Source organism: Marinomonas posidonica IVIA-Po-181, from assembly GCF_000214215.1.
GTDB classification, from domain to species: Bacteria; Pseudomonadota; Gammaproteobacteria; order Pseudomonadales; family Marinomonadaceae; genus Marinomonas; species Marinomonas posidonica.
Map to the genome: position 1 here is coordinate 1,021,194 of NC_015559.1, position 23,099 is coordinate 1,044,292.

Annotated in this window: 20 protein-coding genes; 17 read left to right on the forward strand and 3 right to left on the reverse strand. The window is 44.3% G+C overall.

The genetic code is table 11. From position 1 onward, the window contains the following. Window positions 1-100: 100 nt before the first annotated feature. The 10 genes from MAR181_RS04780 (at window position 101) to MAR181_RS04825 (ending at window position 11,626) form a co-directional block, all read left to right on the forward strand. Window positions 101-1,984 carry a PhoX family protein gene (locus MAR181_RS04780; protein ID WP_013795461.1) on the forward strand — a complete coding sequence of 628 codons (1,884 nt, stop codon included), beginning with the start codon at window positions 101-103 and terminating at the stop codon, window positions 1,982-1,984. A gap of 310 nt (window positions 1,985-2,294) precedes the next feature. Beyond that, window positions 2,295-4,709 (forward strand): putative bifunctional diguanylate cyclase/phosphodiesterase, encoded by a 2,415-nt coding sequence (locus MAR181_RS04785; RefSeq protein WP_013795462.1) that lies wholly within the window; start codon window positions 2,295-2,297, stop codon window positions 4,707-4,709. Window positions 4,710-4,771: 62 nt separating this feature from the next. After that, entirely contained in the window at window positions 4,772-6,325 is a 1,554-nt protein-coding gene (locus tag MAR181_RS04790; RefSeq protein WP_013795463.1) for an FMN-binding glutamate synthase family protein, read from the forward strand. A gap of 88 nt (window positions 6,326-6,413) precedes the next feature. Next, window positions 6,414-6,827, forward strand: a complete 414-nt coding sequence (locus MAR181_RS04795; RefSeq protein WP_013795464.1) for a VOC family protein — start codon at window positions 6,414-6,416, stop codon at window positions 6,825-6,827. Beyond that, on the forward strand, window positions 6,824-7,759 hold the full coding sequence (locus tag MAR181_RS04800; protein WP_013795465.1) for a 2-hydroxyacid dehydrogenase: 936 nt from the start codon (window positions 6,824-6,826) through the stop codon (window positions 7,757-7,759). Before MAR181_RS04795 ends, MAR181_RS04800 begins: the two co-directional genes overlap by 4 nt. Window positions 7,760-7,807: 48 nt before the next feature. Next, window positions 7,808-8,158, forward strand: a complete 351-nt coding sequence (locus MAR181_RS04805; RefSeq protein ID WP_013795466.1) for a 5-carboxymethyl-2-hydroxymuconate Delta-isomerase — start codon at window positions 7,808-7,810, stop codon at window positions 8,156-8,158. Between the two features lie 27 nt (window positions 8,159-8,185). Next, window positions 8,186-9,142, forward strand: a complete 957-nt coding sequence (locus MAR181_RS04810; RefSeq protein ID WP_013795467.1) for a phospholipase A — start codon at window positions 8,186-8,188, stop codon at window positions 9,140-9,142. A gap of 106 nt (window positions 9,143-9,248) precedes the next feature. Next, window positions 9,249-9,815: a hypothetical protein gene (locus MAR181_RS04815; RefSeq protein WP_013795468.1), complete on the forward strand. Its 567-nt coding sequence runs from the start codon at window positions 9,249-9,251 to the stop codon at window positions 9,813-9,815. 198 nt (window positions 9,816-10,013) lie between these two features. Then, window positions 10,014-10,529, forward strand: a complete 516-nt coding sequence (locus MAR181_RS04820) for a phosphatase PAP2 family protein (protein WP_013795469.1) — start codon at window positions 10,014-10,016, stop codon at window positions 10,527-10,529. Next, window positions 10,526-11,626, forward strand: a complete 1,101-nt coding sequence (locus tag MAR181_RS04825) for an MJ1255/VC2487 family glycosyltransferase (protein WP_013795470.1) — start codon at window positions 10,526-10,528, stop codon at window positions 11,624-11,626. Before MAR181_RS04820 ends, MAR181_RS04825 begins: the two co-directional genes overlap by 4 nt. 23 nt (window positions 11,627-11,649) lie before the next feature. On the opposite strand, the gene MAR181_RS04830 is transcribed toward MAR181_RS04825, so the two are convergent. Next, window positions 11,650-12,564 carry a dienelactone hydrolase family protein gene (locus MAR181_RS04830; protein WP_013795471.1) on the reverse strand — a complete coding sequence of 305 codons (915 nt, stop codon included), beginning with the start codon at window positions 12,562-12,564 and terminating at the stop codon, window positions 11,650-11,652. 317 nt (window positions 12,565-12,881) lie between these two features. On the opposite strand from MAR181_RS04830, the gene folM reads away from it, so the two are divergent. The 4 genes from folM to MAR181_RS04850 all read left to right on the forward strand — a co-directional run bounded on the left by folM (window position 12,882) and on the right by MAR181_RS04850 (window position 15,995). Continuing rightward, window positions 12,882-13,604: a dihydromonapterin reductase gene (gene folM, locus MAR181_RS04835; RefSeq protein WP_013795472.1), complete on the forward strand. Its 723-nt coding sequence runs from the start codon at window positions 12,882-12,884 to the stop codon at window positions 13,602-13,604. 68 nt (window positions 13,605-13,672) lie between these two features. Next, window positions 13,673-14,356: a GTP cyclohydrolase I FolE gene (folE, locus tag MAR181_RS04840; RefSeq protein ID WP_013795473.1), complete on the forward strand. Its 684-nt coding sequence runs from the start codon at window positions 13,673-13,675 to the stop codon at window positions 14,354-14,356. Window positions 14,357-14,466: 110 nt separating this feature from the next. Continuing rightward, window positions 14,467-14,739, forward strand: coding sequence for a hypothetical protein (locus MAR181_RS04845; protein ID WP_013795474.1), 273 nt, complete (start codon window positions 14,467-14,469; stop codon window positions 14,737-14,739). Between the two features lie 77 nt (window positions 14,740-14,816). Continuing rightward, window positions 14,817-15,995, forward strand: coding sequence for an MFS transporter (locus tag MAR181_RS04850; RefSeq protein ID WP_013795475.1), 1,179 nt, complete (start codon window positions 14,817-14,819; stop codon window positions 15,993-15,995). A gap of 35 nt (window positions 15,996-16,030) precedes the next feature. Here MAR181_RS04850 and MAR181_RS04855 read toward each other — a convergent pair whose 3' ends face one another. Continuing rightward, window positions 16,031-17,254, reverse strand: a complete 1,224-nt coding sequence (locus tag MAR181_RS04855; protein ID WP_013795476.1) for an MFS transporter — start codon at window positions 17,252-17,254, stop codon at window positions 16,031-16,033. Between the two features lie 275 nt (window positions 17,255-17,529). On the opposite strand from MAR181_RS04855, the gene MAR181_RS04860 reads away from it, so the two are divergent. Next, window positions 17,530-18,756 carry an MFS transporter gene (locus MAR181_RS04860; RefSeq protein WP_013795477.1) on the forward strand — a complete coding sequence of 409 codons (1,227 nt, stop codon included), beginning with the start codon at window positions 17,530-17,532 and terminating at the stop codon, window positions 18,754-18,756. On the opposite strand, the gene MAR181_RS04865 is transcribed toward MAR181_RS04860, so the two are convergent. Continuing rightward, complete coding sequence (locus tag MAR181_RS04865) at window positions 18,749-19,672, reverse strand: AraC family transcriptional regulator (RefSeq protein ID WP_013795478.1); 924 nt, start codon at window positions 19,670-19,672, stop codon at window positions 18,749-18,751. The genes MAR181_RS04860 and MAR181_RS04865 overlap by 8 nt on opposite strands. A gap of 219 nt (window positions 19,673-19,891) precedes the next feature. Between MAR181_RS04865 and exaC the strand changes: the two genes are divergently transcribed. Both exaC and MAR181_RS04875 read left to right on the forward strand, forming a co-directional pair. Beyond that, window positions 19,892-21,409, forward strand: a complete 1,518-nt coding sequence (exaC, locus tag MAR181_RS04870) for an acetaldehyde dehydrogenase ExaC (RefSeq protein WP_013795479.1) — start codon at window positions 19,892-19,894, stop codon at window positions 21,407-21,409. A gap of 219 nt (window positions 21,410-21,628) precedes the next feature. Further along, window positions 21,629-23,011, forward strand: a complete 1,383-nt coding sequence (locus MAR181_RS04875) for an L-serine ammonia-lyase (protein ID WP_013795480.1) — start codon at window positions 21,629-21,631, stop codon at window positions 23,009-23,011. Window positions 23,012-23,099 lie beyond the last annotated feature (88 nt).

Here is a 23,099-nt window from a genome sequence, read left to right on the forward strand (position 1 = left end):
AGATCTCAAACAGCGGGTTAGAGCGTCACTTCAATGAGTTTAAAAGTGGGCGTTGTGGCCTATTTCGCCAGTAATAAATCACTATTGATAGGGCAGTATTATGACAATTAAACAGAAACAGGATTTGAGTTTTGATGAGCTAGATGAGTTAGTACGTCCAGCTCCTGAAGTTGTTGAATTCGAAGAAGTGGCGAATAAAATGGTTTCTCGTCGTGGTTTTTTAAGCGGTGGTGCGGCAGTTGGTGCCAGTGCATTTGTGATGGGGTCTACTTTGGGCGCAGCGAATGCCATGGCAGCACATCATCAGCCATCACGTCTGGCATTTGATATGGTAAAAGCCACCACGGCTGACACCATTACTTTGCCTAAAGGCTACTCATGGCAAGTTGTGGCGTCTTGGGGTGACCCGCTTTGGTCGAAAGGAATTCCTTTAGACACCACTACAGGCGGTACAGGCGCTTCTCAGGAGATGGCATTCGGTGACAACAACGATGGTTTGGCATTCTTTAATCGCAACGGTGTATTTGTATTGGCTGTCAATAATGAATACGTGAATCCTAAGACATTGAATGCAAATCGTGAAGATGGCAAAACTGTCACAGCGGATGATGTGCGCAAAAGTAAAGCGGCGCATGGTGTGTCTGTCATGGAGATTGCCAAATACGACGGCAAATGGAGCATCATTAAAGACTCTAAATTCAATCGTCGTATTACCGCGGATACTGAAATGGATATTACCGGACCAGCTCGTGGCCATGAGTTGTTGAGAACCTCTGCAGACCCTCGTGGTGTAGTGGCGAAAGGAACTTGGAATAACTGTGGACAAGGTAAAACCCCATGGGGCACTTACTTAACCTGTGAAGAAAACTTTAACGGCTACTTTGCGTCTTCAGATGACAGTTACCAACTTCCTGAAGAGCTTAAACGTTACGGTGTTAGTATGTCAGAGGGACGTTATAAGTGGGAAATGGCTGATGATCGTTTTGATCTGTCAAAAGAGCCTAATGAACCAAATCGCTTTGGTTATGTGGTTGAAATTGATCCTATGGACCCTACTTCTCGCCCTAAAAAGCGTACAGCATTGGGGCGTTTTAAGCATGAAAATGCGGAAGTAACGGTCGCTGCTAATGGTCATGTTGTTGTGTATCTTGGTGACGATGAGCGTGGTGAATTTCTTTATCGCTTTGTATCAAAAGGCAAATATCAAGTGGGTGCCGATAATTCAGATTTACTTGCCGAAGGCACCTTGTACGTTGCGAAATTCCATGAGAATAATCGTGGCGAATGGTTGCCTTTGACGCCAGCAACAACGGGTATGACGGAAGCAGACATTGCCATTCATACACGCATAGCAGCATCGAAAGTGGGTGCAACTACTATGGATCGTCCTGAGTGGGTGGCTGCGAACCCTAATAAAGTGGAAGCATACTGCTGTCTTACCAATAATAAAAACCGTGGTGTGAAGCCTAATGCCGGTGGCGATGCAACGCCTGCTGGAGGCCCGAATCCAAGAGTTAAAAATAAGTTTGGTCAAATCGTACGTTGGGAGCCAAGCAACGAAGATCATACCGCGAACGATTTCAAATGGGATTTGTTCGTGATGGCAGGTAATCCAGCGGTCTTTGATGATGCTTATGCAGGCTCTGCTAACGTCAATAAAGACAATATGTTTAATTCACCCGATGGTTTGAAGTTTGATCGTAATGGCTTGTTGTGGATTCAGACCGACGGTAATTATTCAAATGAAGGGGATTTCGCGGGACAAGGTAACAACCAGATGTTGGTTGGTGACACTGAAACCGGTGAAATCAAACGCTTTATGGTGGGACCGACTAAGTGTGAAGTGACTGGCTCAGCATGGAGTTCAGACTATTCCACTATGTTTGTCAGCATTCAACACCCGGGCGGCACTTGGCCAACAGGTTCAACGCCGCTTTCCAGTGTGATTGCCATCACTCGTGAAGATGGACGTGCAATCGTTTAATCGATTTTAGCAATAAAAAAGCCAGAGCATATGCTCTGGCTTTTTTATTTGTACTGTATTGAGAGGGGGAGGAGATGCTTTCGTTATGATTCATATCATGATATTGGTAGATAAGAATTTAGGGTAATATAATTTTAAATTATACTTTGATCGCTTTGGCTAAGATTACTTTTGTCAGACAAATACATGGGCTTTCCACCAAGTTAGGCCAGTTTTACTGGGAATGTTTTTACTTACTAAACTTTGCTTTTGGCTGGGTTCGGCGTTGTGTCGGACGTAATAATGGATGATAAAAACCAAGAAGGTATCAATGAGCCTTGTATTTTCTAAGTCTTTAATTGTTAAGCAGGCTCTGTTGACATTAGTGTTGGCGGTTGTTTTAAGCTTAATCAGTAATGCGATTCAAATGTACGATGGTATCAAGCATCAACGAAAGATCATCGATCAAGATTTTAATGAATTGATTGCCGTTGTTGAGCAGCCCTTAGCTGCCGCGGTGTTTCGATTAGATCGTGCTTTCGCACAGCAGCAAATTAATAGCTTGTTGTTGAGTCCGTCCATTGCGAGCGTCAAGGTTACTGATGAAATTGGTCACATTTTCATTGAAGGTAAAGCTGAGAAACGTGCATTTCGATCTTCTGTTGCGCTTGCGGACTTAATGTTCTCCAATCTAAATACCTTTCAACGATCTCTGACGATTGAGCAGCCGACCTTCAATGCTGGGATTTTAACGGTCGTACCGGAAAAACGTTATCTGATGGATAGGTTGCTGGATACGCATATTCCACTGCTGGTTTATAATTTGCTCAAAGACATTTTATTGGCTTGCCTCATTTCTCTGATTTTTTATTATTTAGTGACGTATCCCTTGATGCGTTTTACCCGTTCTCTCACACATATTGGTCAGCATCAAAAACAGCCATTGCCTGATGCCTTTTATCAGCGTCACAAGTCCGATGAGTTGGGGCATTTGCATACGACCTTTACTCAGTTATGGACGCATTTGAATTCCGCCCTAAGTGATTTGGAGCGCAGTAATAGTCATACCAAAGCCATGATAGAACATGCCGCTGATGGCATTTTATTATTGGATGTTAATCAACAAATTCGCATGGCCAATAGTGCCGCGAAAACCATGTTGAAACTGGAGCAAAATGATGTGACATCAGTTTCACTTGCTCGTTTTCATGATCCGCTTCACTGGCCTGAATTTGTTAACTTGGTCGATACTTTGTCGTTAAATTCCCCGCAAACCGTCGAAACGCTTTACCAAGTGCAAGGTCGTCAATTTCCCGTTGAAATTCGCTTAGTAAAATACGATGTTCAAGATCAAGTGGAAACGCTGATGTTGATCCGTAATGTGTCAGAACGGAAAGAAGCCGAAGCTCATATCCACCATCTGGCTTACTATGATCCCATAACGGATTTACCGAATCGTCAATATTTGACAGACAGACTCACTGAACGATTAAAACTAACTGCGATGCAAAATAGTTACTCAGCGGTTGTGTTTATGGATTTGGATCGATTTAAGGTCATTAATGATTCTTTGGGTCACAACGTGGGGGATCAATTACTACGATGTGTGTCAAAACAATTGGCTGGGTTGGTGTCTTCTGAGGTGGTGTTTGCTCGCATGGGCGGGGACGAGTTTGCGTTTTTATTGGAGCCCCTCGGCGATCACTTGGCAGAAGCGGAGCAAAGGGTTCTCGATTTAATGAATCGTATCACGCTGGCGTGTCAGCAGGTGAAAAGTGCAGGCCATCATGAAGTGCATATCACGGCGAGTTTGGGGGCCAGTGTTTTTCAGGCAAATGACTTGTGTGCTGAGGTAATCTTGAAGCAGGCTGATACGGCATTATATCGGGCGAAAGAGTCTGGCCGAAATACTTATGCTATGTATCGTCCAGAAATGCAGGCTGCCTCTGATGCGCGTTTGGAAATGGAAAAGGCCCTCCATCATGCTACCGAAAACAAATTATTTGAACTCTATTATCAACCTCAAAATAATGCTGAAGGCGAATTGATTGGAGCGGAAGCACTACTAAGGTGGCGTGATTCGAACAAAGGCTTTATTTCGCCTGCTGAATTTATTCCTTTAGCAGAAGAGATTGGTCTTATTGTCGAAATTGGCACATGGGTACTGAATGAAGCTCTGTCGCAAGTAGCAACTTGGTTAGAACAAGGAAAATGGCAGTCTTCATGGCGAATGTCGATTAATGTCAGTCCAATTCAGTTTCAGCAGGCTAGCTTTTTGCCAATCTTAAAATCTCAGCTTGAAAAACATCATGTGCCAGCCTCATGTGTGGATTTGGAAATTACAGAAAATACCTTGTTAAACGACTGGGAAACCAGTTTGACGAAAATGCAGGCGATAAAAGAATTGGGTGTGTATTTGTCCATTGACGATTTTGGCACGGGGTATTCGTCGTTGAAATACCTTAAGTCTCTACCGATAGATAGGTTGAAAATCGATCAGTCGTTTGTACGCGATTTGCTCACAGACCACAGTGATGAAGCCATCGTGCATGCGGTGATCGCTATGGCTAAAGCGTTGAAGATAAATGTTTTGGCTGAAGGGGTGGAAACTTTGCCTCATTTGGACCGTTTAAAAGAAATCCATTGTTTCTATTATCAGGGGTATTATTTTGGTCGTCCCGCTCCAGCGGATCAATTTATTGCTTCTTTTGTCCACGATTCGTCTGACACCGCGCCCAGTTTTTGATTTATGATGACGTAAAGACATTGAGTCAGTCGTTTTAACGTTTTACTGGGTAAGGGTCAAGTATGGAGTTTTTATGGTCTGTCACGAATGTGACGATTCATTGGGCAGCGCTTATTTTTGTGGTTTTGTGCTTTGCTTTGTTGGTGGCTTTGGTGGTGATGTATTGGGTGGATACCCACCAAACGGCCCATACCATTCGCCGAAATTATCCTATCGTTGGTCGCTTCCGCTATTGGTTTGAGCACCTTGGTGAATTTTTCCGTCAATATTTTTTTGCATTGGATCGAGAAGAGCGTCCATTTGATCGTGCTGAACGTTCTTGGGCTTATCGAGCAGCGAAAAAAGTGGATACCACCATTGCCTTTGGTTCCACTCGTTCATTAGATACGCAAGGGGATGTTTATTTCCTAAATTGTGCCTTTCCAACCTTAGAAGAAGATGCGGCTCAGCCTAAAGAAATTTGCATTGGTGAACATACTGCTGCCTCACCATATTGTACTCGTTCTGTTGTTAATATTTCTGGCATGAGTTTCGGTGCTTTGTCTAAACCAGCAGTGCAGGCGTTATCCCGTGGAGCGAGAAAAGCGGGAGTCTGGTTGAACACAGGAGAGGGCGGTTTATCACCTTATCATCTAGAAGGTGGCTGTGACTTGGTGTTTCAAATAGGCACGGCTAAATACGGTGTTCGAGACGCACAAGGTCATTTGGACGATACAAGACTCGCTCATATTGCGGCTCATGAGACGGTACGCATGTTCGAAATTAAGATGAGCCAAGGGGCAAAGCCTGGCAAAGGCGGGATGTTACCCGGTGCAAAAGTGACGGAAGAAATTGCCCATACTCGTGGTATTCCTGTCGGTGAGGATTCGATTAGCCCCAATGGTCATACGGACATTAAGTCCATCGATGATTTACTCAATATGATTCATCATGTCCGCAAGGTCACAGGTAAACCCGTGGGCTTTAAAATGGTGGTCGGGGATATCACGTTCTTTGATAAAATGTGTGAATTAATACACAAAAAAGGTCTCGATTATTGTCCGGATTTTATTACCATAGACAGCTCAGATGGTGGTACCGGTGCCGCACCACAACCCTTGATGGATTTTGTTGGTATGCAGTTAAGAGAAAGTTTGCCTCTCGTTGTTAATCGTCTGACTTCGTATGGTTTACGCCGTTATATAAAAGTTATTGCTTCGGGTAAATTGATAGTTCCTGGCAAGGCCGCATGGGCATTAAGTGCTGGGGCGGATTTTGTGGTGTCAGCCCGTGGCTTCCTATTTTCACTAGGTTGTATTCAAGCTTTGCAATGCAACAAAAATACCTGCCCAACCGGCATCACCACACACAATCCTGAGCTACAAAAAGGCTTGGTGGCGACTGAGAAATCTGAGCGCGTGGCAAATTACGCTCAAGAGTTATTACATGGCATTGGCTTGATTGCCCATTCGTGTGGCGTGAAGGAGCCCAGAGAGCTTAATCGCTCTCACGTACGAATTATTGAAAATCAAAGTCGCTCCCTGTTGTTTTCTGAGGTGAATCCGCTGCCTGAAGTGAAAACAGAATATCTCAACTTAGTTGCTCAAGGAGACCGTGAAGGTGTTCCTTTGCAGTAGACATTTCCTGACTTGATATTTGCTATCACTGTTTATTTTTCTAGGCGTAAAGTATGTTAGTTTTATTGAAAATGGAGAGGAGTTTACGGTGTCAGCACTGTTTCATTACGCATATCATGTCAGGTCTCTAGAAGAGACGAGGGATTTTTATACCCACGTGTTAGGCTGTACAGAAGGTCGTCATACAGACACTTGGGTGGATTTTGATTTTTACGGTCATCAACTTTCTTTGCATTTGGGAACCCCTTCACCCACAACAAATACTGGCAAGGTGGGGAATCATCTTGTGCCAATGCCGCACTTTGGGTTGATTTTGTCTTATGGTGATTGGCGAAAAATAGCCGATCGGTTGGAGGGCGCTGGGGTGATATTTGACTTAGCCCCCAGTGTTCGTTTTGAAGGGCAAGTGGGCGAACAATGGACTTTGTTCTTTAAAGACCCAAGTGGTAATGCCATTGAACTTAAAGGGTTTAAAGATCTTTCACAGGTGTATGCTTCATGATTCCTTTAGTATCGACTTTGACCGAAGCCGAACAGCAGACTTGGTTAGCTTGTTTGTCAGAACAAATGCCAGAGGTCTCTTTTGGGTTGTTCTCTGAGCTAAACCAAGTGCAAAAATCCTCATGTGAGTTTGCTATTGTGGCCAACCCTGATCCGAATGAGCTTGCCGACTTACCAAATTTAAAGTGGGTTCAGAGTTTGTGGGCTGGTGTTGAGCGAATGGTTGCAGGGCTGACGGAGGCTGACTTTAAAATCGTGCGTTTAGTTGATCCTTATTTGGCAGACACCATGTCGGAAGCGGTATTGGCTTGGACATTATTCCTTCATCGAGACATGCCGTATTATGCCCAGCAACAAGCGCAAGCGACTTGGCAACCTAAGTCGATGGTACGAGCGAGCGATCGTCGTGTTGGGGTTCTTGGATTGGGCGAGTTAGGCAAAGCCAGTGCTTTACGCTTGCTACAAAATGGCTTTAGCGTATCGGGCTGGAGTCGCCAACCAAAACAGATGTCTGGCGTGACCTGTTTACATGGCGAGCAAGGTTTGCAGCAGCTATTGGAAACTTCCGACATTCTTATCTGTCTGTTGCCCTTAACGGCAGCGACACAGTCCTTGTTAAACGAGCAGACTTTATCATTATTGCCAGTCGGTGCCAGCTTAATTAATTTTGCGCGTGGCGCTATCCTTGATGATTTGGCGTTAAAGTCGAAACTTGATCAAGGCCACCTATCACACGCTGTGTTGGATGTGTTTCAAGAAGAGCCTCTCGTCAGTGATAACGATTATTGGGGTAGGCATAATGTGACTGTGTTACCGCATATTTCAGCACCAACTCATATGCTGAGTGCTTGTCAGGTGGTGGCGAAAAATTTTAAGTACTATCGTGAGACGGGTCAGATACCAGCAGCGGTAGACATGGCTCGTGGCTATTAAGTTTTCATTCTGTTCACAACCTTAATAAATCTAAAAAAGGAGAAACGCATGCCTCACTGTATTGTCGAATTTAGTCAGAATTTAGCCCAAGAGTTGCCTCCAATGGATCTATTAGAAGCCGTTCGAGATGCCGCCATTGCGTCGAATTTGTTTACTCAAGAAGACATCAAGTTACGTGCTATGCCTTATAAGAGTTTTCTTACGGCGGGTAAAGAGGATGCTTTTATTCATGTGACGTTACGAATGTTATCAGGGCGAACAGAGGCACAAAAACAGCAAGTGTCGCAATTAGTGTTGGATGCGTTAATAGAGTTTTCATTAAAAGATGTTAGTTTTACTGTCGAGGTATGCGACATGGATCGAGAAACGTACAGTAAGAAGGTTGTATTGTCTTCTTGAAGAATGAGTATTAAACAGGTTTAAAAGATGAAGCGGTTAGTGTGTTGTCTGGCATTATTGCCAAGTTTATTGATGGCTCAGGGTATAGAGTCAGTGCCGGTCAAGACAGAGGAACAAAGTGACTCTTATTTTCAGGCCGAAGAGCCTGCAGTACCTGAATCCATCAGTCAGCGAGCAAAAGACGCAAAGGGGTTATTTCAACAACGGGAAATTCGCGAGAACGCGACGGTTAATAATCCGTTTGTGATTACGCCTCATCGGCCGAATTATTTTTTGCCCATTGCCTATACCTCAAATCCAAACGATCGTGCTTTTTTAGGTGATGCGAGTAATTCTGAAAGCCTACAGAGTGTGGAGTTTAAGTTTCAATTAAGCGTTAAATTTCCAGTGGCCTATGGCATAGTTGGGCGTAACAGCAGTCTTTGGTTTGCTTATACTCAGCAAGCCTATTGGCAAGCCTATAACAGTAATATTTCGGCACCGTTTCGAGATACTAATCATGAGCCAGAAGCCTTCATCGTGGTCAAACCAAAAGAAGGCTGGTTAGGCATCAAGCCCAGTTACATAACGTACGGATTGAATCATCAATCCAATGGTCAATCGGGGGATTTGTCTCGTTCTTGGAATCGCTTTTATGTGGACTTTTTATTTGAAACGGAGAATACCGCCTTTTCCATCAAACCTTGGTACCGATTTCCGGAGAGCTCTGAGGTAGATGATAATCCGGATATTGAAGATTATTACGGTTATGGTGAATTTAGCGTTATCCATGTGATCGATGATTACAGTATTGATCTGATGTTACGTAATAACCTAAAAGGCTCTGGAAATCGGGGGGCGGTTCAGGTTGGTTTTAACTTTCCATTGTGGGGTAAAACGCGAGGCTACATCCAATATTTCAATGGTTATGGCCAGTCGCTGCTGGACTACAATCATCAAACTCAGTCGTTGGGCATCGGCGTCATGTTGAGCAATTGGCTTTGAGTTTTCCTTATTTCATGACGATTGACTCTTTATCGTCATGAAAATGTCATGGTTTTGTCATTTTGTGCTTTTAAGGTAGGTGTTAATTCAACCTAGGAGTACAACAATGAAATTAATTCCAATCGCAACCGGTTTAATGGCAATCACTCTTCTAACTGCTTGTGGCGGTGAAATGGCGAAGAAAGGTTCTGCTGAAACAATGGCAGAAGCCTCCGCTATGAATAACAATGATTTGTATGAAGTTCATCACGAAAGCCGTATCTACATTTTTGACGACCGCGATGTGTATGAAGATTTCCTATCCGTTGGCGAGACGTCTTTCCGTAAAGTTCGCATTGGTGCTGGTCCTAAAGGTGAAACAATTGTTTTCGGTCTAACGAATGCAGACAAAAAGAAAATGTCTGGTGTCGCATCGGTTGATATGTATGACGGTTCACTAAAGGGGTCTGAGGATTTCTACGGCGAAATGCGTGCTGAAGGTCGTATTTATGTGTTCGGTTCTTTAGAAGAGATGAACACAGCGCGCATCGTAGGTGAAGTGCCATTACGTTACACTGAGATCGGCGCAGGTCCTAAAGGCGAAACGGTTGTATACGCGCTAAACAGCAGCAACAAGAAAGTTCGTCCAGATGCGATGATTGCTAAGTTCCACAAAATGAACGACATGAAGTAATTCATACGCTTTATGGACACATTTGAAAAATGCCCCGCGTTAGCGGGGCATTTTTTTGCTTAATGTTTGTCACACTTTTCTTATTTAAACGTCCCCAGTTTGTGCTGCTTGGCTTGTCATCAAGTTGTCATCGAAACGCCACCTTACTGACATTTTACTGCTCTATTTTAAGAGTAGGATGAAACGAGAGGTGAACCTATGAACATACTTCAGAATATTCATGCATTTGATGTACAGACTTTCTCTTGGTGTATGGCTCGAAAGCATAGGGCAAAGTTGACTAGCATGGGGCGCGCCGTTTCCTTTACGGCGGATGGGCCTTTGTACGCCGCATTGGCAATGATTTTGTGGTTTACCGGTTATCATACTCTGGTACTGATTATGGTACTTGGTTTCACTCTAGAACGAATTTTATATCTGATTTTAAAGCGTGGTTTTAAACGCAATCGTCCAGCGGATGCATTGGACAATTTCAACAGCTTTATTATTCCATCCGATCAATTCTCTTTTCCATCAGGCCATACCTCTGGCGCGTTTTTCGTGGCTTACTGTGTGAGTGAGTGGTTCCCAGGTTTGAATATGATGCTGTATTTATGGGCCATGAATGTGGGCCTGTCGCGAATCTTTTTAGGGGTGCATTTTCCCACTGATACAGTCATTGGTGCTTTATTGGGAAGTGCCTGTGCGGCGACTATGATTGGAGTACTAGCATGAAAATTTTGTACGGTGTTCAAGGCACAGGTAATGGCCATATTACTCGCGCTCGCGCTATGGCAGCGGAGATGAATGCCGCAGGTATACGAGTGGATTTCGTGTTTTCTGGACGCCCAGTGGAAGAGTATTTTGACATGGAAGTGTTCGGCGATTATCGAACATTTCAAGGATTAAGTTTTGTCGCTCGTAATGGCAAACTGGACTTATATGCGACTTTTCGTAAAGCGAATTTTTATAAACTGTATCGTGATATTCAAACAATAGACACTCGTGGTTATGATTTGGTCATTACCGATTATGAGCCCATTGTGGCGTGGGCGGCTAAACGCCAGGGGGTTCCTTGTGTCGGCTTTGGTCATCAGTATGCGTTTAAATACGATATTCCACGTTATAAGAAAAACTGGGTTGCACAATGGATTATGTCTAATTTCGCCCCCGCTTCAACTCAGCTTGGCGCCCATTGGCATCACTTTGGTCACGATATTTTACCGCCTTTAATTCATAACCATGATGTGCCTAATAATCCACAATCGAATCAAGTCTTGGTGTACTTGCCATTTGAAAACAGTGAAGCGGTGTTAGATTGGCTGGAAGCGGTCCCCGAATATCAATTTAGACTGCATTGTAAAGACATTGAGCCGGGTGTGTATGGTAATGTTGAGGTGTTTCCTTTCAGCCGAGATCAATTTCAGAGGAACCTGAGTGAGTGTGAATCAGTATTGTGTAATGCTGGTTTTGAACTCAATTCAGAAGCCCTACATTTAGGTCGTCGTATTTTAGCCAAGCCAATGCAAGGTCAAATTGAGCAGCATTCTAATGCCATTGCTCTAGAGTATTTAGACATTGCTAAAACCTGTGAAGAATTGACCTCAGAAGTGATACGAGATTGGCTAGAAAGCAGTCGCGTGGTTCAGATTACTTACCCAAATGTGGCGAAGGCGGTAGTGAGCTGGTTACAAACGAATGACGATTCCAGCTTATCGGATTTGTGTGACCAGTTATGGCAACAGGTTCCTAATCTGAAAAACATCGATTTTCAGCACAGTACGACGGCGAAACCTCTAAAATCCCATTCAATGAAACGTGCGACAGTATAAACTGTCGCACGTTTTCCAACGCTTTAAGCTGATAAATTAGCCTTGAAGAAGTCTAACGTTCTTTGCCAAGCTAATTCGGCGTTTTTCTCTTGATAACGTGCGGTTGAATCGTTATGAAAGCCATGATTGGCTTTTTCATAAGTAAAGGCGGTGTAGGTCACTTGATTGGCTTTTAACGCATCCTCATAAGCTGGCCAAGTGGCATTGACGCGTTTGTCGAGTTCGGCAAAGTGAAGCTGAAGTGGGGCGTTAATTTGATCAATGTTACTTTTGGCTGGCGTGCCGTAATAGGGGGCACCAGCATCGATAACATCAGGCAGGTTAGCTGCTAAGGTGTTGGTTAAATAGCCACCAAAACAGAAGCCAACCATCCCCACTTTACCGTTACTCAGTTCATGATTCTTTAGTAAGCGTGCGGCATCCATGAAGTCCCCTTCAATTTTCGTTCTATCGAGGGTTTTCTGCATGGCTCGACCTTCATCATCATTGCCAGGGTATCCTCCAAGAGGAAATAGCGCATCGGGTGCAAGGGCAATGAAGCCAGCTTTGGCTAATCGTCTAGCAACGTCTTTAATGTAAGGGTTTAACCCTCGGTTTTCATGAGCAACAAGTACCGTGGGCGCTTTATTGCCCATGCTGACGTCTTTTGGCAGTACCAAATAGCCTCGGCCAGTACCATGGCCACTAGGGGTTTGAAACTCTAAATATGACGCCGTTATATCAGGATCATTGAAAGAAACTTGTTCCGCTAAGGCATAGTTTGGGGTGAGAGATTTAGCGATGACAGACAAGGATAGACCCGTGACGCCAAGTGTGCCTAATCTCGATAGAAAGGTGCGCCTGTCTATGTCTCCGTGAGCGTATTCATCATACCAGTCGAACGCTTCTTGGGGGATAGATGAGACTTGAGGGGTGATTTTTTCAGCTGCTTGATTCATGACAATTCCTTCTCTTCAGTCGATTGAGTGCTAAGTAACGGTGGGTTCAGTCATTAAAACGCCTATCTTTGAGTAACAAATAACAGGATAGTTCATTTTTTATTCAATCGGCTCTTAGTAGTACGGCTAAAATTGATCCGAATTTGGTTTACACTCGTATCTAGTGAAGGTGCGAATAAAGAGGCTTATTTCCACGCTGAAGCCATTGAATTTGTTCGTACCTTCCTAAATGAGATAAAAGTGGTTCTATATTCAGACTTGTTCTGTGCTTAAAAGCTTGTCATTCTTGTTGAATCGTTAATAAGGATAGGATGCGAATGATGCGAAAATCCCCCATCATTATTACAGGAGGTGGCCAGCGACTGGGGTTAGCCTGTGCTCAAGCGCTACATGAGCAAGGTTATAAGGTGATCATCACGTATCGCCGACACCGTGAAGAGATTAACGCCATAGAAGCGTCTGGGATTCAATGCCTTCAGGCCGACTTTTCAACGCAGAATGGTGTTGAGGCCTTCATTAAAAAAGTGTTGGAGGATTATGATGCTCTGGGCGCAATTATTCACAATGCCTCTGAATGGGAAGCGGAGAAAAATTGCTCAGATACGAAGTTATTGATGGAAAAAATGTGGCAAGTACACGTATTTGCACCTTATCGTATAAATCTGGCCTTCGAAGGATTATTATGTGCAGGTTTTAAAGACGATGGGGTCGCCGACATTATTCATATGACGGATTATGTCGTTGAAAAGGGCAGTGACAAACACATAGCTTATGCCGCTAGCAAAGCTGGTTTAGCGAATTTAACTTGCTCTTTTGCTAAACGTTACTCACCTTGTATTAAGGTGAATGCAATTGCCCCATCATTATTGATGTTTCATAACAGTGATAACGACGACTACCGACAGAAAGCGTTAAATAAGTCACTGTTACAAAAGGAGCCGGGAGAGCAGGAAGGCGTACTCGCAGTTAAGTATGTGTTGGAAAGCGGCTACTTGACAGGTCGGACCTTGTCTCTGGATGGAGGCAGACATTTGGTGTAGCCAAATGGGGACTTCTTTTAGCACAGCCTCCGGTCGAAAGACAGGAGACAGCAACGTAGGACAAAGATATGAAAGCTAACATAGCGGAAAACTCGACAGTAAATCATGCTTTTCTTTCAGATGAGGCTAAGCAAGTTCGTGACGCTCTAATCAAAAGTGGTTTAGAAACCCCGATGATTGATAATGGTCTGACCACAGAAGAGAAATATCAACGCATTAAAACGGCTTTTGAAGATGTGGTTAGTACACTGGGTCTGGATTTAACCGATGACAGCTTGGCAGAAACGCCTCATCGCATTGCCAAAATGTACGTCAAAGAGATTTTTTCAGGTTTGGATTACACACAGTTCCCAAAAATTACTGTGATCGAAAATAAGATGAACGTTGATGAGATGGTTAAAGTCAGTGACATCAGCTTCACCAGTACTTGCGAACATCACTTTGTCACAATTGATGGCATGGCAAAAGTCGCGTATTTACCCAAAAACAAAATCATTGGTTTGTCGAAAATTAATCGCATTGTGCGTTTCTTTGCGCAGCGTCCACAAGTGCAAGAACGCTTAACGCAACAGATTTTGGTGACGTTACAAGCATTATTGGAAACCGATAATGTGGCTGTGAGCATCAGTGCTGTGCATTATTGTGTTAAAGCACGGGGCGTGATGGACGCCAGTTCGTCTACTCAAACAACGGCTCTAGGCGGTTTATTCAAGCGCAGTGACAAGACTCGTGGTGAATTTCTTGCTCAATAAATAATGGCCATTAGTGAAACGAAAAAGAGCGGCAAATTGGCTCTTTTTTTATGCCTGAAATTCAGGCAAAGTGTTGCCTTTCTATCGACCTAATATGAAAGGCTTTTCACATGAAAAATAAAGATACCTGGTTCCCTGCCAAAGAAAATGGATTGGGATGGGGAAAGCCAGATACTTGGCAAGGCTGGTTAGTATTGTCCTTGTACTTGTTTGTTCTATGTCTTATTTCCATTTTAGTTGACCCCAAAGAAGCCCTAATGGAGTGGGCTTTTTGGGTGGCGTGTAACACGTTAGTTTTGATCTTGATATGTTATTTAAAAGGCGAACCACCAAGCTGGAAGTGGAAGCCAATCGAAAAAGAAAAACGTAAGTGGTTTAAGTAATTTTAAAGATTTTAATCGCAGCTTAATCCTTTAAACTGACAGAAAACACAATCATTTGGTTTTAAAAGGATGTTTTCATGCGTACCTCTGGCATTCTGTTATTGATTGCTTATTTAGGCTTTATTAGTCTCGGTTTGCCAGATGCGGCACACGGTATTAACTGGCCGTTTGTCAGAGCGGCGTTTCATGTTCCAACGGGTTGGCTGGGGCTGGTGATTGCAGGCGGCGGGGTTGGTTATTTAATTTCAAGCTTTTCGGTCGGTTGGCTATTGTCTCGACTGGGCGTGGGCTGGCTTCTTGTGATGAGCAGTGGCTTCGTGAGTTTTGGCTTATTTGGTTTTTACATAAGCACAAGTTTTACGATTTTCGTCTTGTATGCCATGGTGATCGGAGTGGGGTCCGGAGCGATTGATGCCGGTCTCAATGCTTATGCCGCCGAGCATTTTTCCACCAAGCATATGAACTGGTTGCATGCGGCGTTTGGGGTTGGTGCAACGGCGGGCCCCATTATTGTGACCAGTGTATTGTTGCATTTTTCACAGCATTGGCGACTGGCTTATGCGGTTATTGGCAGTATTCTGTTGCTGATGACCTTGGTCTTTTTCTTTAGCCGTGATTTATGGCGAAGTGATCAGCATGCACCTAAAGCCTCACTAGAAGAAGTCAAAGACGATGATTTAAACATCACTCAATGGCAAGCTCTGAAACATCCAGTGGTTCGTTTTCAAATAGCCTTTTTCTTACTTTATACTGGCATTGAGGTTGGGGTGGGACAATGGGCATTTACTCTAATGACAGAAACGAGAGGCATTTCAATAGCCAATGCCGGCACTTGGGTAGCTGTGTACTGGGGAGCGTTAGCGTTTGGTCGAGCGATTTTTGGTTTTCTAGTCGAAAAGTTTTCAGTCGATCGTTTATTGAGTTTGTGTTTGGTCGGTTTGGTGTTGGGTGCTTTGTCGTTTACCAACAGCATGCATGCCTACTTCAGCTATCTTGGATTGGCATTAATGGGCTTTTGTGCCGCCCCTATTTTCCCTTGTATGATTTCTCAAACCGTGGTTCGCGTCGGTAAAAGAATGGCGACTTATGTGATTGGTTTTCAAATGAGTGCCGCCGTCACTGGTGCGATGAGCTTGCCATTTTTAAGTGGTTTAATCGGTGAGCAGTTTGGTTTGACGTTTGTCAGTGTGAGCTTTTTAGTTTATGCCGTGGCGTTACTGATCTTCTTTATGATGATTATCAAACGAGCGAACTGAAGTCAGTTCGCTCGTTATTCTCTCAGAAAGACAGCTTATTTAGCCTCTTCTTCCAATGTATTTCTTTGCACGAGTGTGGGGAACAAATACATCCAGATGCCGACGACGGCCAGAGTGCCGACACCTCCTACAATAATGGCAGGAACGACGCCAAACCAAGCGGCGGTGACGCCAGATTCAAACTCACCAAGTTGGTTTGAGCTGCCAATAAAGATAGAGTTGGCGGCGCTGACTCGTCCTCTCATTTCGTCTGGTGTCTCTAATTGCACCAGCGTTGAGCGAATAACCACGCTGATCATATCGGAAGCACCGAGTAACACTAGTGCGAACATGGAAAGGATGAGTTGATCCGAAAGGCCAAATAAAATGGTCGCTACACCAAATATTGCGACGGCAGCAAACATTATCTTGCCAACACTATGGGTTAACGGATGTCTGGCCAAGTAAATGGACATGAGCAACGCACCCAGCGCAGGCGAACAACGTAGTAGACCAAGTCCCCATGGTCCGGTTTCTAGTATGTCTTTTGCGACAATCGGTAAGAGTGCGGTCGCGCCTCCTAACAATACGGCGAACATGTCTAAAGATACGGAGCCCAGAATGACTTTATTACCTTTAATAAACATCAAGCCTCCGAGTAGGTGTTCTAAGCTAGCAGGCGTCTTATGTTTGACAGTAAAGTTGTAGCGTAAGAAGGACAGGATGACACAGGAAATAAGAAAGCAGCTCATGCTGGTCGCAAATAAGGTGGTCGGCCCTAACAAATAGATGACGCCACCAAGAGCTGGACCGGCAATGACGGATATTTCACGGGCAGATGCCATGGCACTGACGGCACGGGAAAGTTGTTCACTGGGCACCAGGTTCGGCAGAATGGCCTGATTGGCTGGCAGTTCAAATGCCCTTGCTGTGCCGAGTAACATGGCGCAAGCATAAATCATGTTGGCGGACACCGTATTGGTAAAATTGCCATAGACCAAAATCGCCACAGTGAATGCCATGGTTAAGCGCGTAAACACGCAAATGAGGCGGCGATTGTAGCGATCAGCCACATGGCCTACCACCAAGGTTAATAAAAGTTGCGGTAAAAATTGACATAAACCCACAAGTCCAAGGGCTAAGGGGCTGTCTGTTAAATCGTACATTTGCCAACCAATACCCACGCTGAGCATTTGAAAGGCAAACGAGGAGGCAATCTGGCCAATCCAGTAATGTCGGAAATTGCTTTGCTTGAAGAGGGCAGGTAGGTCTTGGTTCAAGTTGGCATACTCATTAGATTGTCGGGGCTATATTCTAGCCTGCTTTGAGGTCGAATAAATTGCTTTTGACCTTGGATAAAAGTTTAAGAATTGTGAATTTTACCCTCTTTGCTCTTATAAGGTCCTTTTCGATCGGTTAATCAGGAATAATGATAAAACGACATCGGCAAGCTTGGATGGCTGGCTTTTTAATAAGACAAAGAATGGGCTCTTCCCCTGTGGCCTATTGAGTAAACCTCTCTGGTTTATGATTGTATAACCTTTAAGGACATACCTTGATCAATTCAGAAACCTATACCTCATTACACGAGTCTCTATCCCGCTGGTTATTGCTAATTTGCCTAGTGGCAGTGGGCATTGGACAGTCATTTGTGTTTACTTCCTTACCACCGATTGGTCGTGAAATCGGCTTGGCTGATGTACGGATCAGTACCTTGATTACTGCAGGGGCGGCGACGTTCGTGGTGGCGGCTTTTTTCTGGGGCAGAATTATTAATCGTATTGGTCGGGTGCGCTCAGTCATTTTCGGTATGAGCAGTTATGCGGTGACCATTTCGGCGACGGGGTTTGTGTTACAGGAAGCGTTAGCGGGGCATCTTTCTGCCGAACAGACCTATGTGTATGTGTTTACCCTGCGGATCATCTTTTCCATGGGAATAGCGGGTATTTTACCTTCTATCCAAACCTTTCTAATTGCTCATACGGACATTAAACATCGCAGCGCAACGATTGCGATGATTGGTGCTTCGTTCAGTATTGGTATGATTTTAGGACCTGCGTTTGCCTCTTTATTAAGTAATCTAGGTTTGACGGTACCTTTTTACATTATTTCTGGTTTAGCGGGCAGCGCAGCGATTTTAGTGGCTGTCTTTGTGAAAGATGGTAAGCACGTACGTCAGCTTGAAAAGCCGCCGGGTATTAATTGGTTAAAGCAGCCAGTAATGCCGTTTCTAGGGATGTCGACTCTCGCGATTTTATCGGTAACAGGTATTCAGCAAATTATGAGTTTCCTGATTCAAGATCGTTTCCAGTTGGATGTGGCAGAGACAACACATCAGCTGGGGTTTGTGATGATGACCATGTCTTGCTTTAGTATCTTGGTGCAGATGATTTTGGTACCCCGCTTCCGACTAGGTGTGGTTACTCTGATTTCAGCTGGTGTTATGTTGGGATTATCGGCTCAATTAGCCTTCATTCTTTGGCATTCGATGACAGGTGTCTTTGTTGCGATGGCGTTGTTCGGCGCAGGCTTTGGTTTTCTTTTTCCTGGCATTGTGACTGCGCAAACTTTGCTAGTAAAAGACGATCAACAAAGTCGTTTGGCCAGTATGAATGCTTCCATGCAGGGTTTGGGTGCGGCCTTGGGGCCGGTGATTATGGCGTCACTGTATCAACTGGGACAGTGGGTACCTTTTGTGGTGCTTAGTTTAGGTTTGCTTTTCTTGAGTGTGGTATTTGCCTATTGCAAAGCCAAGTTTGGCACGGCCTTTAAAACTAACTAATTAATTTAGTCTGGGCCACTTGGCGAGGCGTTACGCCAAAATGTTGGTGAAAACGCCGGCTAAAATGGCTTAGGCTCAAATACCCTAATTCATAACTGACTTGAGTTACTGAGCCGTTTTCTTTCAGTCGTTGGTAAGCCTTACTCATTCGTCTCTGATGTTGATATTCCAAGGGTGTACAGCCGAGTTGTCGTTTGAAACAGTCGTAAAAACGGCTGCGACTCATGCAAGCCATTTTAGCCAGTTGGCAAGTATCAAGCGGCAGTGACAAATTGTTTTCGATCCAATGAATCACATGGGTTATGCCATTAGCGTCAGGGGTGCTTTTCGCAAAGTGCAGCAAGGCTTCGCGACCATGGTGGCGTAAGATTCTAGTAATGAGTTCACTGACGCCAAAATCCACCAATAAATCTCGATCTGGGTCATTTTGCACATAATCACTGGCGAGACGGTCTAGCACTTGTTGGGTGGCTTGTGTGTGTAGGGTATGTAGATGTTGGCTAGGGTCGATTGGTTGACTGGAAGGCAATGAGGCATGCATCACATCATTCATCCGATCGCATATTTGCGCCACTTTTTCATTTGAGATCGCGATGGTCAGACAGGTGGTGGGCTTGGTGAGTTCGGCCTCAGGAAAGTCAATGAAGACTTCTTCATCTGGTGCGAGAATGAACGATTCATGTGGAAGAAAAGAGATATTGTCTTGGTCTTTGGTATGCATAACCTTCGAACCGGTGACCATACCGCAATAGAGTAAACTTTCGGCTTTGAGACTGACTCGATCTGCTTGCTCATAGGTATCGTAGATACTCAATTCTGAGTGAGGACCGGCAAAACAGACTCGATTCTCAACCAAGTTAACAGGCGAACGTTTACGCGCCAGTATGGCTTTTGTTGATAACCTTGAAACACTCATAATCACACCTCTTGTTAAACTTGTTATGTTGGCGTGCCGCGCTTTATGCCTTTCATCATCGCCTGAGCTGAGCTGAGGGTCAATCCTAAAAATGTGAATAGATTTGGATCATGGGACAAATATCATGGACTGACAGGCAAGTTTTCTGATCATTTTGTTTCTACAGTTAGTTGTTAGCCAAAAACAACAAGAACGGAAACCAAAACGGAGATAGAAAGTATGATTTATTCTAAACCAGGTACCAGTGGTAGCTTAATTTCCTTTGAAAGTGATTATGGTAATTTTATTGGTGGTGAATGGGTTGCGCCCGTCAAAGGTCAGTATTTTGATAACACCAGCCCTGTGGATGGTGAGGTATTTTGTCGTATTCCACGCTCAACCGAAGAAGACATTAATTTAGCGCTTGATGCGGCTCATGCAGCACGAGTTGACTGGGGCAAAGCTTCAGTGACTACTCGTTCTAATATTCTTCTTAAAATTGCCGATCGAATTGAAGCCAACTTGGAGGCGTTGGCGGTGGCTGAAACTTGGGATAATGGTAAAGCGGTGCGTGAAACGCTGAATGCGGACATTCCATTGGCGGCAGATCACTTTCGTTATTTTGCCGGTTGTTTGCGTGCTCAAGAGGGCAGTACAGCTGAACTAGATGAACATACTGTGGCCTACCATTTTCATGAACCGCTTGGTGTGGTGGGGCAGATTATTCCTTGGAATTTTCCGATCTTGATGGCGGCATGGAAACTTGCACCAGCCTTGGCGGCGGGTAACTGTGTGGTATTAAAACCTGCGGAACAAACTCCAGCGTCTATTTTGGAATTGGTTAAGGTGATCCAAGACTTATTGCCAGCAGGGGTTTTAAACATTGTAAATGGTTTTGGTAAGGAAGCCGGTCAAGCTTTGGCAACGAGTAAACGGATTGCCAAAATCGCCTTTACAGGCTCCACACCAGTTGGCTCACACATTTTGAAATGTGCTGCTGAAAACATTATCCCTTCTACCGTTGAACTGGGTGGTAAGTCTCCAAATATTTATTTTGGCGACATCATGCAGCAGGAAGAGTCTTACATTAGTAAGTGTGTGGAAGGCTTAGTGTTGGCTTTCTTCAACCAAGGTGAAGTATGTACTTGCCCTTCACGCGCTTTGATTCACGAATCCATCTATGACGATTTTATGAAGCTGGTGGTCGAAAGAACCAAAACCATTAAGCGAGGTAATCCGCTTGATACCGATGTGCAAGTGGGAGCGCAAGCGTCGAAAGAGCAGTTTGATAAAATTTTGAGTTACATTGATATCGGTAAAAAAGAAGGGGCTGAATTATTGATTGGTGGTGAGGTGGAGAAAATTGATGGCTTGGCTAACGGTTTCTATGTGCAACCCACCTTGTTTAAAGGCTCGAATGAAATGCGTATTTTCCAAGAGGAAATATTTGGGCCTGTGGTCAGTGTGACTACGTTCAAAGATGAAGCGGAAGCCCTGGCGATTGCGAATGACAGTGAATTTGGTTTAGGGGCTGGGGTTTGGACTCGTGATACGAATCTGGCCTATCGTATGGGAAGGAACCTTGAAGCCGGTCGTGTGTGGATGAATTGTTATCACCAATACCCAGCCCATTCCGCGTTTGGGGGATATAAAAAATCAGGGGTTGGCCGTGAAACCCACAAGGTGGCATTAGAGCACTACCAACAAACGAAAAATATGTTGATTAGCTATGATGTCAATCCGCTTGGCTTCTTCTAATGACTGCTAAGTTATCACGATGACATTTAAAGCCAGAGCCTATGCTCTGGCTTTTTTGTGCTGGTTATATTGGAATCTTGACCTTGTCACGTCATAAATTTGCCTATCTTCGAATTTTCTTTGTTTCCTATTGGAAACTATCTTTCATAAATGATAATTTCAGCGTATTCATTTTGTCTGTTCATCAGAGATTAGATCGCTAAGTGGCGAGGACGTACTATGGCAATCAGTTTATTCGATCTTTTTAAAGTAGGAATTGGTCCTTCCAGTTCGCATACTGTTGGGCCCATGGTCGCAGCGAATCAGTTTTCTCATCAGTTAAAAGAGCTGGGTCTTTTAAACAAAGTAAAACGTTTAAAAATTGATTTATACGGTTCCTTGGGGGCGACAGGAAAAGGCCATGGAACCGGTGTCGCGGTATTGATGGGATTGGAAGGAGAGCTTCCAGAAAGCATTGACCCGAGCGGTGTGCCTGAGCGAGTGGCACAAATTGAATCTGCTTCTGAGGTTCAGATTTTAGCTGAACACAGCATTGTTCTGAATGTAAAGGAAGATGTGATTTATCACCGTATTGATCGTTTAGAGTTTCATGCTAATGGTATGGTATTAGAAGCCTTTGATGAAAAGGACGCCACCCTACATCAAGCGACTTTTTACTCTGTGGGTGGTGGTTTCATTGTCGAAGAAGATGATCAAGGCAAGGTGTCTTTGGTTGAGGATACAACAGAGTTGCCTCATGTTTTCCATGATGCCGAAACCCTAATGAACTTGTGTCGAGAAACCGGTAAGTCCATTGCCGACATCATGTTGGAAAATGAGCTTGCATGGCGAACGGAAGACGAAGTGAAGCAAGGTATTCTGTCGATCTGGTCGGTGATGAAAGAATGCGTACAAAAGGGCATTCAAAATGAAGGTATCTTGCCGGGTGGTTTAAAGGTTAAGCGCCGTGCCGCCAGTTTGTATCGAGATCTGTCGAGCAAAACACGCATGGATATGATTACTCCCTCTTTGGGCGCAATGGATTGGGTGAATTTATACGCCTTAGCGGTAAATGAAGAAAATGCGGCAGGTGGTCGAGTTGTCACCGCACCAACCAATGGTGCCGCTGGTATTATTCCTGCTGTTTTACATTATTATTGGGAATTTTGTCCGCGCTCTAGCGAAGAGGGGGTGATCGATTTCTTGTTAACCGCCGCCGCTATTGGTTTGCTATTTAAGGAAAATGCTTCTATTTCAGGCGCGGAAGTGGGTTGCCAAGGTGAAGTAGGCTCGGCATGTGCGATGGCGGCTGCGGGATTAGCTGCCGCGACAGGCGGATCGCCAGAACAGATTGAAAATGCAGCTGAGATAGGTATGGAACACAATTTGGGTTTAACGTGTGACCCGATTGGTGGTTTAGTGCAAGTGCCCTGTATTGAGCGAAATGCGATGGCGGCGATGAAAGCGATTAACTCTGCGACTATGGCGTTGAGAGGCGATGGTTCACATTATGTTTCCTTGGATAAAGTCATTCGGACTATGAGAGAAACGGGTAAGGATATGAATGATAAATACAAGGAAACGTCTCGCGGTGGTTTGGCAGTGAACGTGATTGAGTGTTGATGACATTTTCATTGCAATAAAATGACAAGTAACAAAACTGTCATATAACTGTAGTAAATTCATTTCCGGTGTCTTTCGAGGCACTTTT

What these genes read in the sequence shown, in the direction of transcription:
- MAR181_RS04780 (WP_013795461.1), top strand. Translation starts at nt 101, where the DNA reads ATGACAATTAAACAGAAACAGGATTTGAGTTTTGATGAGCTAGATGAG.
- MAR181_RS04785 (WP_013795462.1), top strand. Translation starts at nt 2,295, where the DNA reads ATGAGCCTTGTATTTTCTAAGTCTTTAATTGTTAAGCAGGCTCTGTTG.
- MAR181_RS04790 (WP_013795463.1), top strand. Translation starts at nt 4,772, where the DNA reads ATGGAGTTTTTATGGTCTGTCACGAATGTGACGATTCATTGGGCAGCG.
- MAR181_RS04800 (WP_013795465.1), top strand. Translation starts at nt 6,824, where the DNA reads ATGATTCCTTTAGTATCGACTTTGACCGAAGCCGAACAGCAGACTTGG.
- MAR181_RS04805 (WP_013795466.1), top strand. Translation starts at nt 7,808, where the DNA reads ATGCCTCACTGTATTGTCGAATTTAGTCAGAATTTAGCCCAAGAGTTG.
- MAR181_RS04810 (WP_013795467.1), top strand. Translation starts at nt 8,186, where the DNA reads ATGAAGCGGTTAGTGTGTTGTCTGGCATTATTGCCAAGTTTATTGATG.
- MAR181_RS04815 (WP_013795468.1), top strand. Translation starts at nt 9,249, where the DNA reads ATGAAATTAATTCCAATCGCAACCGGTTTAATGGCAATCACTCTTCTA.
- MAR181_RS04820 (WP_013795469.1), top strand. Translation starts at nt 10,014, where the DNA reads ATGAACATACTTCAGAATATTCATGCATTTGATGTACAGACTTTCTCT.
- MAR181_RS04825 (WP_013795470.1), top strand. Translation starts at nt 10,526, where the DNA reads ATGAAAATTTTGTACGGTGTTCAAGGCACAGGTAATGGCCATATTACT.
- MAR181_RS04830 (WP_013795471.1), bottom strand. Translation starts at nt 12,564, where the DNA reads ATGAATCAAGCAGCTGAAAAAATCACCCCTCAAGTCTCATCTATCCCC.
- folM (WP_013795472.1), top strand. Translation starts at nt 12,882, where the DNA reads ATGATGCGAAAATCCCCCATCATTATTACAGGAGGTGGCCAGCGACTG.
- folE (WP_013795473.1), top strand. Translation starts at nt 13,673, where the DNA reads ATGAAAGCTAACATAGCGGAAAACTCGACAGTAAATCATGCTTTTCTT.
- MAR181_RS04845 (WP_013795474.1), top strand. Translation starts at nt 14,467, where the DNA reads ATGAAAAATAAAGATACCTGGTTCCCTGCCAAAGAAAATGGATTGGGA.
- MAR181_RS04850 (WP_013795475.1), top strand. Translation starts at nt 14,817, where the DNA reads ATGCGTACCTCTGGCATTCTGTTATTGATTGCTTATTTAGGCTTTATT.
- MAR181_RS04865 (WP_013795478.1), bottom strand. Translation starts at nt 19,672, where the DNA reads ATGAGTGTTTCAAGGTTATCAACAAAAGCCATACTGGCGCGTAAACGT.
- exaC (WP_013795479.1), top strand. Translation starts at nt 19,892, where the DNA reads ATGATTTATTCTAAACCAGGTACCAGTGGTAGCTTAATTTCCTTTGAA.
- MAR181_RS04875 (WP_013795480.1), top strand. Translation starts at nt 21,629, where the DNA reads ATGGCAATCAGTTTATTCGATCTTTTTAAAGTAGGAATTGGTCCTTCC.